General features: G+C 51.1%; 9 protein-coding genes. 7 read left to right on the top strand and 2 right to left on the bottom strand.

Annotated elements, in window-relative coordinates:
- Positions 1-350: 350 nt before the first annotated feature.
- The 5 genes from QWI17_RS02850 (at position 351) to QWI17_RS02870 (ending at position 8,210) form a co-directional block, all read left to right on the top strand.
- A complete protein-coding gene (locus tag QWI17_RS02850; protein WP_302720983.1) occupies positions 351-1,835 on the top strand; it encodes a type I restriction-modification system subunit M in 1,485 nt (494 codons plus the stop codon).
- Positions 1,835-3,049: a restriction endonuclease subunit S gene (locus QWI17_RS02855; protein ID WP_302720984.1), complete on the top strand. Its 1,215-nt coding sequence runs from the start codon at positions 1,835-1,837 to the stop codon at positions 3,047-3,049. Before QWI17_RS02850 ends, QWI17_RS02855 begins: the two co-directional genes overlap by 1 nt.
- Positions 3,049-4,200: a Fic family protein gene (locus QWI17_RS02860; protein ID WP_302720985.1), complete on the top strand. Its 1,152-nt coding sequence runs from the start codon at positions 3,049-3,051 to the stop codon at positions 4,198-4,200. The genes QWI17_RS02855 and QWI17_RS02860 overlap by 1 nt, the downstream gene beginning before the upstream one ends.
- Before the next feature lie 436 nt (positions 4,201-4,636).
- Positions 4,637-7,117: an EcoAI/FtnUII family type I restriction enzme subunit R gene (gene hsdR, locus QWI17_RS02865; RefSeq protein WP_302720986.1), complete on the top strand. Its 2,481-nt coding sequence runs from the start codon at positions 4,637-4,639 to the stop codon at positions 7,115-7,117.
- A gap of 91 nt (positions 7,118-7,208) precedes the next feature.
- Positions 7,209-8,210 (top strand): SEC-C metal-binding domain-containing protein, encoded by a 1,002-nt coding sequence (locus tag QWI17_RS02870; RefSeq protein WP_302720987.1) that lies wholly within the window; start codon positions 7,209-7,211, stop codon positions 8,208-8,210.
- 21 nt (positions 8,211-8,231) lie between these two features.
- Here the strand turns inward: QWI17_RS02870 and QWI17_RS02875 are convergent, their stop codons facing one another.
- Complete coding sequence (locus tag QWI17_RS02875) at positions 8,232-8,915, bottom strand: Fic family protein (RefSeq protein WP_368045322.1); 684 nt, start codon at positions 8,913-8,915, stop codon at positions 8,232-8,234.
- A gap of 276 nt (positions 8,916-9,191) precedes the next feature.
- Between QWI17_RS02875 and QWI17_RS02880 the strand changes: the two genes are divergently transcribed.
- Positions 9,192-12,221, top strand: a complete 3,030-nt coding sequence (locus QWI17_RS02880) for a ligand-binding sensor domain-containing diguanylate cyclase (RefSeq protein WP_302720988.1) — start codon at positions 9,192-9,194, stop codon at positions 12,219-12,221.
- Between the two features lie 344 nt (positions 12,222-12,565).
- On the top strand, positions 12,566-13,504 hold the full coding sequence (locus tag QWI17_RS02885; protein WP_302720989.1) for a hypothetical protein: 939 nt from the start codon (positions 12,566-12,568) through the stop codon (positions 13,502-13,504).
- A 104-nt stretch (positions 13,505-13,608) separates the two neighbouring features.
- On the opposite strand, the gene QWI17_RS02890 is transcribed toward QWI17_RS02885, so the two are convergent.
- Positions 13,609-14,841, bottom strand: a complete 1,233-nt coding sequence (locus QWI17_RS02890; RefSeq protein WP_302720990.1) for an acyltransferase family protein — start codon at positions 14,839-14,841, stop codon at positions 13,609-13,611.
- Positions 14,842-14,848: the final 7 nt, after the last annotated feature.

The raw sequence follows: 14,848 nt of genomic DNA on the forward strand, positions 1-14,848 counted from the left end.
AACTCCATACAACGCAGCCGTCTAAAAACCCCGAATGCCCTGGCTCCGGCAAACTGTAATAGACCAGATGCACAGGGCGACAATTGATCGATTTGCCTCACCGGCCGAAAACTGAGCAGAATTTGACCAAAAATAAATAATCGACCGGCGACCAATGACACACCAGAAATATGGGGCAGAAGCGCTTTAAGCCATTGTTAGAATTAAGTAAGCCGCCTCCGAAGCTCTCTTTTTAGGGGCTGAGCCGATAGCGCGGCGTGAGGCGACAAATTCGGCCAATTCTGGCACAATCGGCCGAATTTAGACGATTCGCCACCCCCTAACGGCGAACAGACGGAACTCAGCCATCTATGTTCGAACAAACCTTCAAAGCCATTGACGATGTTCTGTGGAAAGACGCCGGTTGCTCCAGCGAGCTGGACTACACCGAGCAAACCAGCTGGATGCTGTTCCTCAAATACCTGGACGACCTAGAGCAAGAGCGCAAGCTCGCCGCCGAGCTGGACGCGGCGGATTACCAATATATTATCGACGCCGAGCACCGCTGGAGCCGTTGGGCCGCCACCAAAGACGCCGATGGCAACTTTGACCACAACAACGCCCTTACCGGCGATGATTTGATCGACTATGTGGATGGCGAGCTCTTCCCCTACCTTAAGGGCTTTAAAAAGCGCGCCGACAACCCGGATACCATTGAATATAAAATCGGCGAAATTTTCGGCGAGATTAAAAACAAAATCCAGAGCGGCTATTCACTGCGAGACGCCCTGGAAAAAGTGGACGAGCTGCGCTTTCGGTCTCAGGAAGAAAAGCACGAACTCAGCCACCTGTACGAAACCAAGATCAAAAACATGGGCAACGCCGGGCGCAACGGGGGTGAATACTACACCCCCCGCCCCCTGATTCGCGCCATGATCGACGTAGTACAACCGCAAATCGGCGGAACGATATACGACGGCGCCGCAGGCTCGGCGGGCTTTCTTTGCGAAGCCTACGACTACCTGCGCCAGGGCGGCCGCGGTAACAAGAAGCTCTCTACCACGGCGTTAAAAACCCTGCAGGAGCGCACCTTCTACGCCAAAGAGAAGAAGTCCCTCGCCTACGTTATTGCCATTATGAATATGATTCTGCACGGCATTGAAACCCCCAACGTGATTCACACCAACACGCTGGCGGAAAACCTGCAGGACATACAGCCCAGCAACCAGCACGATATTATTCTCGCCAATCCACCCTTTGGCGGCAAAGAGCGCAAAGAGGTGCAGCAGAACTTCACCATTAAAACCGGTGAAACCGCCTTTTTGTTTCTGCAACACTTTATGAAGGTACTTAAACCCGGTGGCCGCGCCGCCGTGGTGATTAAAAATACCTTTTTAAGCAACACCGACAACGCGGCGATTGCACTGCGAAAAGAGCTACTGAAAAACCACAACCTGCACACCGTGCTCGACTGCCCCGCCAAAACCTTTCTGGGGGCCGGCGTTAAAACCGTGGTGCTGTTTTTTACCAAAGGCGAGCCCACGCAAAAAGTCTGGTACTACCAGCTCGACCCCGGCCGCAGCCTGGGCAAAACCAACCCGCTGAACGACAAAGACTTGCGAGAGTTTGTGGAGTTGCAGACAGCTGCCATCAGTGGAAAAGGTAGCGCCAACTCAGAAAAGTCCTGGTCGCTTAATGTGGCGGACTTAGATCAAGCCATCTGGGATTTATCGGTCAAGAACCCCACGGCTAAGGAAGAGGCCGAGCTTCGCGAGCCGAAAGACATTATTGCCGAGATTATTGCACTGGATAAAGAGAGTGAGGCGATATTGGCTAAGATTCAGGAGTTGGTGTAATGGATTGGCCTCTTATTCGGCTTGATGAGCTCTACGATATTGCTCGTGGAGGTTCACCTAGACCAATTAAAAAATTCCTCACAAATGATGCTAATGGCGTTAATTGGATAAAGATTGGTGACGCCACAGCCAGCGAAAAATACATTTATGAGACTAAAGAGAAAATTATACCTGAAGGAATAAATAGGTCGAGATTTGTAAACAAGGGAGATTTCCTGCTTTCGAATTCAATGAGTTTTGGCCGCCCCTATATCATGGGAACTACAGGTTGCATTCACGATGGCTGGTTAGTGCTCAGCCCTAAAGATGAGCTAATAGATCAGGATTTTTTATATTACCTGCTAGGCTCACCTTTCGTGTTCCAGCAGTTTGACTCTTTGGCTGCTGGTTCGACGGTTAGAAATTTGAATATTGATTTAGTTAGTAGTGTTAAAATTCCACTATTACCTTTAGAAGAACAAAAACGCATCGTCGCCATCCTCGACCAGGCCTTTGCCGACATCGACAAAGCCCGCGCCTTAACCGAACAAAACCTCAAAAACGCCCGCGAACTGTTTGAAAGCTATTTGCAAAAGGTGTTTAGCCAGCGTGGGGAGGGGTGGGTTGAAAAGACCCTCGGTGATGCTGTCGTCGTCGAACGGGGTAGCTCGCCCCGACCAATCAAGAAATTCCAAACCGGGAGTGAGGATGGTGTCAATTGGGTGAAAATTGGAGATGCCAAAGAAGGGCAAAAATATATCAATAAAACCAAGGAGAAAATCACTAGGGAAGGCGCCACTAAGTCTCGGTTTGTCGACATTGGTGACTTTATTCTATCAAATTCAATGTCATTTGGCCGTCCCTATATTATGGCTATTCAAGGTTACATTCACGATGGTTGGTTTGTGCTTCGCCTGCCCGAAGATATTGATTCCAATTACTTTTATTACTTGCTTTCGTCTCCTTATTTAAAAAGTCAGTTTCATCATTTGGCTGCTGGCGCAATCGTTAAGAATATCAGTGGCGATTTAGTTAAAAAAGCTATCCTACCACTACCCTCAATAGATAAGCAGAAAGAAATAGCGTTAAAGCTAGATTTGATTTCACGGGAAATCGATCTTCTGGAAGACTTGTATCACCGAAAAGCTACGCAAGTTGATGAACTAAAAAAATCAATACTTCAAAAGGCCTTTTCCGGAGAGCTAACAAAAGACAGCAAAGAGGCCGCCGCCTAATGTCCGCCCTCGACCCCATTAAATTCGAAGAATTTAAATCCGGCCAGCGGGTGCAGCAGTATCAGTACAAAAGCTTTGACCCCACCCGCGTTAATCGCGAATGGCTGTGGGAAGACCCGCTAATTAATACCCTGCTGGAGAAAGCCTCCCGCACCTTGGCGGAGCTGGATGCCTTTACCCTGATTGTGCCGGATGTTGACCTGTTTATTCAGATGCACATTACCAAAGAGGCCAACAAATCGTCTCGCATTGAAGGCACGCAAACGCAAATGGACGAAGCGGTGCTGGAGGCGGAGCAACTGGCGCCCGAAAAGCGCGATGACTGGGCCGAGGTGCGCAACTACGTGCAGGCGATTAACGAAGCGGTGGTGGATTTGGAAACCTTGCCGCTGTCGAACCGGCTATTAAAACGAACCCATGAAATTTTAATGCAGGGCGTGCGCGGCGAGAACAAAACGCCGGGTGAGTTTCGCATCAGCCAAAACTGGATTGGCGGCAGCGGATTAAATGACGCGGCTTTTGTACCACCCCACCAGAGTGTGGTGCCCGAATTAATGGGTGATTTGGAGCTGTTTTGGCATAACGAGCATATTTATGTACCCGAGCTGATCCGTATTGCCCTTAGCCACTACCAGTTTGAAACCATCCACCCATTTCTGGATGGCAACGGCCGTATTGGCCGTTTGCTGATTACCCTGTATTTAGTCAATAAGGGGTTGCTGCGTAAGCCCTCGCTTTACTTATCTGATTTTTTCGAACGCAACCGCGGCAGTTACTACGATGCCCTAACCCGGGTGCGCGAATCACATGATCTACTGCATTGGGTGAAATTCTTTCTGCAGGCGGTGATTGAAACGGCCAATAACGGCAAGCAAACGTTTGAGTCTATTTTAAGCTTGCGCCAAGAAATGGATACCTTATTGTTTGGCTACGGCAAGCGCGCCGAAAACGCGCAAACCTTGCTTAAACATTTGTACAGCCGCCCGGCGATTATGGCCAACGATGCGGCCACTATGCTGGGGGTAAGCCACCAAACGGCGTCTTCGCTGTTAAAAAGGCTGGTCGCCGATGGGGTTTTAGTGGAAGTTACCGGGTATCAAAGAAACCGGGTGTTCTTTTTTGATCGGTATCTGCGCTTATTTAACTCCTAGGGAGCCTCTGAATAGCCCCTAAAACCAAGCGTTATATTTACACAAGAAAACCCATATGTAAGGATTAAAGCCTAAAACTTACATATGGATTATTTTATGTAAACATTCAGCCACATGTTTACATACAAAACGCTATATTCACTTTTACGCCAACCTAAAGGTAACCGGGTGAGCTTTTATAGCGGGAGAGAGCTTGAATAATTTCTTGATTTATTTACCCGACACGTGCGCCGTGAGCACGAAAGAACGGGAAAAGACAAGGAAAAACAATAGGTTGTAAATATGCCGTTTCTTGACCCAGTTTTGACTGGTTAAATTTTAATCATTACGGGATAACCGAACCGCCTGTATATGTAAGAATGGGCGCAATTGCATTACCTATAGACTCCCATATGTAAGGCTGAATGGATTTAAGCAACACAAGGAATACGCAATAATGACCATGAATGAGGCGGATACCAGAGCTAACCTGATTGACCCCAAGCTGGTCGAGGCGGGCTGGGGGCAGGTGGACGAGAGCCATATCCGCCGCGAGGTCGGTATTACCCTGGGTCGTATTCTTCCAACCGGGGGCAAAGGCGGCGGCAAGCGCGCCGCCAGCCTGAGCAGCGATTACGTTCTGGAATACCGGGGCCGCAAGCTGGCCGCCATAGAGGCCAAAAAAGAAAGCCTGAGCTATACCGAGGGGGTGCGCCAGGCCAAGGACTACGCCCAGCGCCTGCAGTGCCGTTTTGGCTACGCGACCAATGGCCACGATATTTACCAGATAGACATGCTCACCGGCGAAGAAAATCTAGTGAAAGGGTTTTTAGGCCCGGATGAGCTGTGGCAGCTGACCTTTGACCCAGACTTTAGGCCCGGCGCCCTGCCCGAGCCCGACTTTGCCGCCGTGTGGCGCGAGCGCTTTGCCCAAATTCCCTTTGAGTGCAAAGGCGACTGGCAACCCCGCTACTACCAGGAAAATGCCATCAACAACGCGCTGGAGGCCATCGCCCAGGGTAGCCAGCGCATTCTGCTAACCCTGGCCACCGGCACCGGCAAAACCTGCATTGCCTTCCAAACCGCCTGGAAGCTGTTCCACAGCCGCTGGAGCCTGCACGCGCAAACCAACCCCGCCGCCGCTAAAAAGCGCCCCCGTATTCTGTTTTTGGCGGACCGCAACGTACTGGCCAATCAGGCCTTTAATGATTTTGGCCCCTTTGGTGAAGATGCCATTGTGCGCATTGAACCGGGCGAGGTTAAAAAGCTGGGCGCGGTGCCCAAGAATGCCAGCGTGTTTTTTACCATTTTCCAGACTTTTATGAGCGGGCCGGAGGACGAGCACGGCAACAAAACGCCCTACTTCGGCCAATACCCACAAGACTTTTTCGACTTTATTGTGATCGACGAGTGTCACCGGGGCGGCGCCAACGACGAAAGCAGCTGGCGCGAGATTCTTAACTACTTCGCCCCCGCTGTACAGCTGGGCCTGACCGCAACCCCCAAGCGCTCGGTAAATGCCGATACCTACGGCTACTTTGGTGACCCTGTCTACAGCTACGCCCTGAAAGACGGCATTAACGACGGCTTTTTAACCCCGTTTAAGGTGCTGCCCATCGTTGGCACCATGGACGAGTATATTTATACCCCCGGCGATGGCGTGGTGGTAAAAGGCGAGCCGGAACCGGGCCGGGTTTACAAAGAGGCGGACTTTAACCGTATTATCACCATCCCCGAGCGCGAGAAAATGCGGGTGCGCTACTGGATGGACCGCTTTAACCCCCATGAAAAAACCATCGTATTCTGCGCCACACAGGAACACGCGGGCATGGTGCGGGATTTTATTAACCAGTATGCCGTCACAAAGGGCTGGACCACCAATCCGGGCTATTGCGTGCGCGTCACCGCCAACGACGGCAGCGCCGGTGAGAACGACCTGAAGGTATTTCAGGACAACGAAAAAACCATTCCAACTATTCTTACCACCTCGCGCAAGCTCTCTACCGGCGTGGACGCCCGCAACGTGCGCAATATTGTTTTGATGCGCCCGTGCAACAATATGATTGAATTCAAACAAATTATTGGTCGCGGCACCCGCCTGTACGACGGTAAGGATTACTTCACCATCTACGACTTCGTCAAAGCCCACTACAACTTCGCCGACCCAGAGTGGGATGGTGAACCACTGGAGCCAGAAACTTGCGCCAAATGCGGTGTAAGCCCTTGCGCCTGCGAGAACGGCGGTGATGGGACAACAGGCACCTGCAAGGTCTGCGACAATACCCCATGCATCTGTGAAAAACCGGAACCCGAGCCCTGCCCCGACTGCGGCCAGCGCCCCTGTGCCTGCGAGAAAAAGGTGGTTATCAACCTGTCCGATGGCAAGGCCCGCGCCATTAAACACATCGCTTCCGCCCTGTACTGGAGCCCGGAAGGCAAACCCATTACCGCCAAAGAGTTTTTAGAGCGCCTGTTCGGTGAACTGCCTCATTTTTTTACCGACGAAGATCAACTGCGCGAGATCTGGAGTGACCCCACCACGCGAGAAAAACTACTGGAAGACTTGAGTGAGGCTGGCTACGGCGAAGAGCAACTCAATAGCATGAAGGATTTGATCGACGCCAAAGAAAGCGACGTTTACGATGTACTGGCTTACGTCGCTTACGCTGCTGAAACCCACACTCGCCGCGAACGAGTACAAACCGCCAAACCCGCCATCACTCTAGCCTACAACAACTACAAGCAACAAGAATTTATTAACTTTGTGCTGAGTAAATATATCGAAGACGGCGTGACGGAATTGTCTACCACGAAGATGCGAAGCCTGATAGAGCTGAAATACAACACCATCAGCGATGCGGCCAGTGAGCTCGGCTCACCTGCGGTAATTCGGGAGACATTTGTGGGGTTTCAGAAGTACCTTTATACACCGCAGTGACTTTATGACTTATGGAATAATACGCTAAGGTGGCGACAACAAATCCACCACTCAAGCTAAGCGGATATTGCACCCTGACACCGGTACCCACATGAACAACATCGGTCGTAACGATCCCTGCCCCTGTGGCAGCGGCAAGAAGTACAAAAAGTGTTGCCTGGAGGCTGATGTACTCACCACAGCGCAAAGCAACCCTGCGTCACAGGTTAATCAAGAACTCAGCAAAGCTTTTGCGGGGCAGCAGTTTGAATCACTGGACGATATGCAGGTATTTGCCGAGCATAAAATTCAGCAAATGAACGAGGCGCCGCGTGACGAGCTGGGCGGGTTTTCACCCAGCCAATTGCACACATTGTTGAATTACCCACTGGAAGAACAGCAGCTGATTCGCTGGCAATCTACGATTAGCAACCAGGCACTGAATGCCGCCCCCGTTTGGGTGGTTTTTGATGCGCTGCGAACCTATTTAAGCGAGCACAACGCAAAAGCGACCGCCAAGGGGAACTTGCCTCGGGCCCTGGTTAAATTCGTACTAGACCAATATGTAGAGAGATTTGACACCGATTTTAGACTTGAGCGAGTCAACAAAGAGGAAGACTTTAGAGAGCTTAATATCACCCGCTTAGTACTTGAGCTGGCAGGGTTGATACGACTGCATAAAGGGCACTTTACGCTCACCAAGAAAGCATTGTCGTTAACCGATAGCGAGCTTTTTAAACTGCTGTTGACGACTTACCAAGAAAAATACAACTGGGCTTATGAAGACCTTTACCCCGAGCTGAATTTTATCCAATCTGCAGGTTGGTACTCGCTGGTGGCGCTGCACCGATTAAATGGCCAAGCTATTAATAAAATGGCATTTGCCGAAGATTTTGTAAGAGTATTCCCAATGTTGTTGGACGAGGCAGAAGGCAATGCCTATAAAAGCCCACAGGACTGCATCACTAACAGCTACAGCATTCGCACGATTGAGCGCTTTTGGGAGTTCTTTGGATTTGTGAGGCTGGAAGGCGAAATATTCACCCAAGGCTACAGAAAAACCATGGTGACAATGCCATTATTGCATCAAATATTTGTATTCCCTCAGGAGTAATTTGGAGCATACCTCGTGCTCCTACCCCCACGGCAACTTCTTCAAACAGCCCTTCTCCAGCAAATCCGCCAAATCCCGCGTAGCGGTAGGTTTACTGACTTTGGCCAGCGACTGGTACTTTCGGGCATTGATGCCCTGCGAAAATTCCTCGCCAGCGTTATCCAACAAGCGATTGAGCACTTTTATCTGCCGCTCACTGAGCACGGTGCTGGCGTGGCGTTGCCAGAAACGTGTTTTATCCAATACCCGGTCTATTCGGTTTAAGGCTTGTTGCAAGGCCGCCTCTAATGTGGATAAAAACCAGGCAAGCCAAGTTGTAACGTCCAGCTCGCCCTTTTGGGTATTCTCCAGGTGATCGTAATAGGCTTGGCGGTCGGCCATGATGGCGGCGCTGAGTGAATAGAAACGCACCGATTGCCCCTCAGCCTGCGCCAAAGCTCTGTCAGTTACGGCGCGGGTGACGCGGCCATTACCATCATCAAACGAGTGTAGGGTAACTAGCCATAAATGAGCTACACCTGCGCGCACTAAAGCGTCTAACTTATTAGGTGGTTGGTTAAACCATTGAAGGAAGTGTTCGAGCTCTTGCTCCAACCCTTGGCGTGGTGGTGTATAAATCTGGGACAGCCGTACATTTACTTGCTCCAACCCTTGGCGTGGTGGTGTATAAATCTGGGACAGCCGTACATTTATTGCTTGTTTAATATGGAGCCATAAGTTTCATCTAACCCCAGCAGCCCCCGTTGATCAGCAACGACTGAGTTGATTCTAATGAAGTAAACTGTCCCCGCCCGCCTCACCTATCGCCAACAGTGCGCACCAACCATTTGTAGATTTGTGTGCCAAAAGCGTGACTCGGCTAACTTTTTCCTCATTCAGCCTGTGCTATGTTAGTAGGTAGTGGTTCTCTGGTTGGCAAGGCTTGCACACCCTTGACTCCACCTGAGATCAACACAGTGCCGGAACCGGAATACAATAACAATGCAACGCGATTTCCTTAAGACACTCACTCTGCTGTTACTGGTAGCAGGGTCTGCCGTGACAGCCGAGACGAAAAACCCGGCATCCGCCGCACCCACTATTCGGTTCGATAACCCTTTTGACCAAAGCGATGCCGGCAGTCACCTGTTAGGTGGGGTGATTGATATTATCCAGGATGAGAAAGGGTTTATTTGGCTGGGGGGCGAGAATGGCCTCGGGCGCTATGACGGCCGCGACCTGAAACTCTACCAAGCTGACTCCTCCTCGGAGCGCAGCCTCAGTGGCAATTATGTCTGGAGTCTGGCGCTCGATAAAGACGGGGTACTTTGGCAGGCCACCGGCGGTGGCCTTAGCCGTTACAACGAACGGACTGAAGATTTTACCCAATACCTACAATTCGGTGACACCCGCTTTATCTCTGGCAGTTTATCATCGCTTGCGGTGGGTGAAGATAATACCCTCTACGTGGGCGGCATTCGCTCGCTATATGCCATCAATCCCACTCGCACGGCCATGAGCATCTACCAACCCGCCCCGCCTATCTCAAGGGGCCCCAATGTCGGTCAGGTACAGGATTTATCGATCGATTCCGATGGGCGGGTATGGATGGCCATGGCCGGCATGGGGGTAGCAATTTTTGACCCGGCCACTGCAAGCTTTGAGTATTTGCTGCACAACCCTAATGATGCCAACTCAATCGCTTACAATCATGTGCGGGTCATTGTCCACGACAAGCAGGGCCGCACCTGGTTGGGTACCTATGGCAACGGCATCAGTCTGCTGGATCATGCCACCGGCAAGTTTACTCACTACGCCCATGATCCAGATGACCCCTTTTCACTGGAAGTTAACATCATTTGGGATATTACCCTGGACAGCGAGGGGGTGGTATGGGTTGCCCTGGATCAAGGCGGGCTTGCGCGCTTTGACGAAACGACACAGTCGTTTCATCATTATCACAATGCACCCTACGATTCCCACAGCTTGATCTCCGACCAGGTACGTGTTGTCTATGAAGACAATAACAGCGATTTGTGGATTGGGGCTTTTCCGGCTGGGGTGAGCTTTTACAACCGCAGCACCCAAGTGTTTCGACACCACACCTCCCGCCCCAATGACCCCAGTAGCCTTAGCAACAACGCCATTCTCGCAATGCTGGAAAGCGAGGACGGCACCATTTGGGTAGGCACCGAGAACGGCCTGAATGCACTCGATAGCCGCAACGACAGAGTGCGGCGCTATATGAGTGACCCCGACAGTCCTTATGGGCTCAAGGCCAATCCGGTGCTGGCTCTGGAGGAAGATACGAATGGTCAACTCTGGGTAGGCACTTGGGCCGGTGGTTTGCATCGCTTCGACCCCGATACCGGCCGCTTTTATAACTACTCTAACCAAAGCGATAACCCCGGCTCAATCAATGATGATTTTATCTGGAGCCTGCTGTTAAGTCGCGACCAAACGTTGTGGGTTGGCACCGAAAACGGCGGGCTTAATCGCTACCACCGAGACACCGATAGCTTTAGCCACTATATAAACCAAGAGGGTCAAGACAATACGATCTCCGGCAACTATTTACCTGCCCTGCTTGAAGATCAGAGCGGCCGACTGTGGATTGGCACCTACCCTGGGCTCGATCTGTTTGACCCCGACACCGAAACTTTCACCCCAGCGACACAAGCCAGCGTTACCAGCCAGCCAGGCGACGATCTCAATATTCGCTCACTGCATGAAGACAATCAAGGACGCATCTGGATTGGCACCGACCAGGGGGTAAATATCTACCACCCGAATACAGGTGAGGTTCGCCATATAAATGTGCAAGAAGGGCTGCCTTCATCCAGTGTTTCCAGCATTCTTGAAGATGAGCGAGGTGATATTTGGCTCGCCACCACGAACGGCTTGGCACGCATAGGCTCAGACCTAACAGTGATCGCAACTTACAGCCGCGACAATGGCCTAGCGGGCAGTAACTACAATCGCGATGCCAGCCTAAAAGATAGCCAAGGCCTGTTGTATTTTGGCAGTACCGAGGGGATTACGGTATTCAATCCCGAGGATTTGAATAAACATGGCGCCAACTTTCCCGTGGTTATTACAAATCTGCGAATTCTCAACCGGGCTGCGCCTATTGGCGTGAAAGGTTCGCCGCTTAGCACGTCTATTTTAACGACCGACGAGCTCACCTTGACGCACGAAGACACCATGTTCTCGTTCGATTTAGCAGCGTTAAATTTTCGCCAGAATAATACTATGCGCTATAGCTATCAGCTGGAAGGCTTTGACCGCGGCTGGAATAATATTGGCCGCAACACCAGCGCTACCTATACCAATATTAACTCCGGGGAATATCGGTTTCGTACCCGCGCCTCCGTTAATGGCGAAAACTGGGTAGAGGGTCAGACGATTGCGATTACCATCCTGCCGCCGCCCTGGCGCAGCTGGTGGGCCTATTGTATTTACCTAGCCATTTTGGCGGTGTTGTTATGGTTCGCGCATAAATATATCACCTTGCAGGTGCGCGCCGAGGCCTACCGCAGCAAATCCATGACTGACCCACTAACACAGCTGTATAATCGCGCCGGTATAGCTCAGGTCTCGGAAGGCATATTCGCCAACCCTACGACCAAAAAGGGCATGTGTTTAATGATTATGGATATCGATCATTTTAAACGGGTGAACGACCGCCGCGGCCACGATGCCGGCGACCGTATATTGTGTGATGTCAGCCGAATTGTGCGGGACTGTCTGCGTACCAGCGATCACTTTGGTCGCTGGGGGGGCGAAGAATTTATACTAATGTGCCCGACACACGGGCACGCCAGCAGCCACTATTTAGCAGAAAAAGTGCGCAAGACAGTAGAGGCCCATACCTACGAGCAACACTCGCGTAAGCCCATTCACCTCAGTGTGAGTATTGGCCTGGTCGATATTGAACCCGAAGACAGCTTTGAAAGCGCCCTCAAGCGTGCCGACAACGCGCTCTATAAGGCCAAAGAACTGGGCCGCAATTGTGTGGTAATGGCGGATTAAAATCGTGCGCAACAAAAAAACGTATGGGTGTTCCGGAGCGCAGTAATTGACGGGGTCAGATGAAACTTTTGGCATAAAACTCTTCACACCTTTCACCAATCCGGGCGCAACCCAGCACTCAAATGCGAACCCCATACCTCGTATCCCCCGGTAACTTCCGTAAACACCCTCTTTTCCAACACGCTAGCCAATCCCGCGTCGCGGTGGGTTTACTGACTTTGGCCAGCGACTGGTACTTGTGAGCATTGATGCCCTGCTCAACCCCCAGCTCGGCAACCCCCATCAGGTATTACCGTTTGTGCCCTAACCCTGTAAGATTAGCCAAAACACTACAGGGAATGATCATGTCTAACGCACGTGTTATTGGTCAGGTGGCTATTGCGACTTCGGTCAGTTTATTGGCCGGGGCCATTTTCTATTTTGGTATGTCTTTAAGTCGTATTGCCGATAACCTTCCGCAAACCGCTGCAAGCGTGACGGAAATTACCGGGGCAGTGACGCCGATTGTCGATTTAATTCCTGCCATTTTGCAGGAGTCTGAGGATATACGCCTACAGACCGACGTAATTGTTAAGCAAAGCCAGCAGATTATTGACGTGTTGCCGGGTATTTTGCAGCGCGTTGATAACGTGGTTGCCACGGTGGAGAATGTACGCGCTGACAGCACCGATATTCTGGCCGAATCTGCGGCGATTCGTACCGAGGTGGCGCAGGTGCGCGAGGAGGTGGAGCTGGTGCGTGGTGATTTGCCGGCTATTCTGGCAGAGCTGGAAGCCTACCGCACGGAATTAAACGGTTACCGCGAGCTTGCGCCACAGTTTTTGGCGGAATCCCAGGCGATACGCGACACCATTGACCCGACCATAAACCGGGTGGAAGCACTTGTTGCACACATAGATGAAACGGCGAGCACAGCGGGAGAAAGCGCCGTTTCTGGTTTTTTTACCGGTATTATCAAGGCGCCCTTCAGTTTAGTGTCTGACATTACCTCGGTGGTAACACCTTCTGGTAAGCCCTTAACCGAAGAACAAAGAAATTACCTGCGCTCAACCCTGCAAGGTTTTATCGGTACTGCCGAAGTCGGTGAAAAGTATGCCTTTCAAATGCCGCGCAGTGAGTTTGCCGGCGAAGTGGAATTGCGGTCGGAATCGGCCAAAGGTGGCCTAGCCTGCCGCCAGATTCGCATTGTTACCTACGCAACCGACAACCGAAAAAAATCAACGACCAATAACTTTAATGTTTGCCGCGATAAAAATGGCCAATGGTCTGTTAAGCAACGCTAGCAGGCTGTTGATAAAAACCCATGTATGCTCAGCGCCATGGCTGATTAGCCACAACACAAAAAGGCCGCGAACGTTCGCGGCCTTTTTGTATTTGTCGTTCGGTATTAACTCTGAACCACCTGCACTTTGCCCTTGGTGCGTGCAAGCAAACGCTCCTTACGCTGGCCATTGAGTACGGCGCCAATAAACGTAGACCTAACAAAAAGATCGTAGAGCACAAGCGAGACACCAATGGTAATGCCACTGATCAGTGCTAGCTTGATCCCCCAATGCAAGTCCACTTCGGCAAAGGCTATTTGCAACCAAATAACAATGGGTAAATGCAACAGATACAACCAGTAAGACGAGTCGGCAATATAGCGCACGGTTCTGCTCGGGCGATCGAGAAACCGGCGGAACAAACCAATGGTGATCGCTACCAAAGACCACATCATCAGGGTATAACTGCACTTAAAGGCCAGCTTCAGGTAGAAATAATTCGGGTGACCCGACTGACCTTCATAGCCCGACAAGATAACCGATGCCACTATCGCAACGATTGCGAGCACAACTTTGTGCCAACTTAACCGGCTGAACTCGCGCATTAAATCGCTCTGGCGATGCATCAACCAGCCAAACACAAAGAAGCCGCCGTAAATTAAAAATACCGGCATATGCGGCGTTAATGCTTTATCGGGAGTGTCCATGCCCCACTGCCCCATAAACCACAAGCAACCCGCCGTCGGTAGCGCTAAGGCAAGCAACGCCAGCGGTGAGCGACAAAGCCAGCGCATCAGGGCATCCGCCGTTTTGGTCAGAACGCTTTGCAGTGGGCTGATGCAGCTGATAAATGCGCGAAGCAAAAGCAGGCTTGCCGTAACCAGCAACAGGTAATATAAAAACCACAAGTGGGTGCCGGTAAAGGGCGCATTGAAAAAACCAAGCAGCGAGACAAAACCTTCGCGCAACGCGGGCAAAATACTGACCTCACCGCGCATACTCTGCATACCCATAACCCAACCGGACACGAGCAAAGGCCTAAGTAAAAACCAACCCACCACAAATGGAATGGCGATACGCACTAACCGAGATTTTAAAAACAGTGCGGCGCCCTTTTTGTGATAGGTCATATGGCTAAAGAACCCGGCCACCAGAAAAAACAGCTCCATACGAAAAGAGTGGCTAATCAGCATAAAGGTGCCGACAATCGGGCTGGTGTGAATATCCATCACTGCCCAGCCAATGAAAATCGGTAAAAACGATAAACTGGCGTGAAAGACAATGCCGAGTAACAGCGCAAAGGCTCGCACTGCATCGAGATAATCCAATCGACTGTTCACTGGTATGGGAGTATTCATGGTTTTG

The sequence above is a fragment of the Gilvimarinus gilvus genome (assembly GCF_030518155.1).
GTDB classification, from domain to species: Bacteria; Pseudomonadota; Gammaproteobacteria; order Pseudomonadales; family Cellvibrionaceae; genus Gilvimarinus; species Gilvimarinus gilvus.

Coding starts and splice junctions, on each gene's coding strand:
- QWI17_RS02850 (WP_302720983.1), top strand. CDS start 351: ATGTTCGAACAAACCTTCAAAGCCATTGACGATGTTCTGTGGAAAGAC.
- QWI17_RS02890 (WP_302720990.1), bottom strand. CDS start 14,841: ATGAATACTCCCATACCAGTGAACAGTCGATTGGATTATCTCGATGCA.
- hsdR (WP_302720986.1), top strand. CDS start 4,637: ATGACCATGAATGAGGCGGATACCAGAGCTAACCTGATTGACCCCAAG.
- QWI17_RS02855 (WP_302720984.1), top strand. CDS start 1,835: ATGGATTGGCCTCTTATTCGGCTTGATGAGCTCTACGATATTGCTCGT.
- QWI17_RS02870 (WP_302720987.1), top strand. CDS start 7,209: ATGAACAACATCGGTCGTAACGATCCCTGCCCCTGTGGCAGCGGCAAG.
- QWI17_RS02860 (WP_302720985.1), top strand. CDS start 3,049: ATGTCCGCCCTCGACCCCATTAAATTCGAAGAATTTAAATCCGGCCAG.
- QWI17_RS02880 (WP_302720988.1), top strand. CDS start 9,192: ATGCAACGCGATTTCCTTAAGACACTCACTCTGCTGTTACTGGTAGCA.
- QWI17_RS02885 (WP_302720989.1), top strand. CDS start 12,566: ATGTCTAACGCACGTGTTATTGGTCAGGTGGCTATTGCGACTTCGGTC.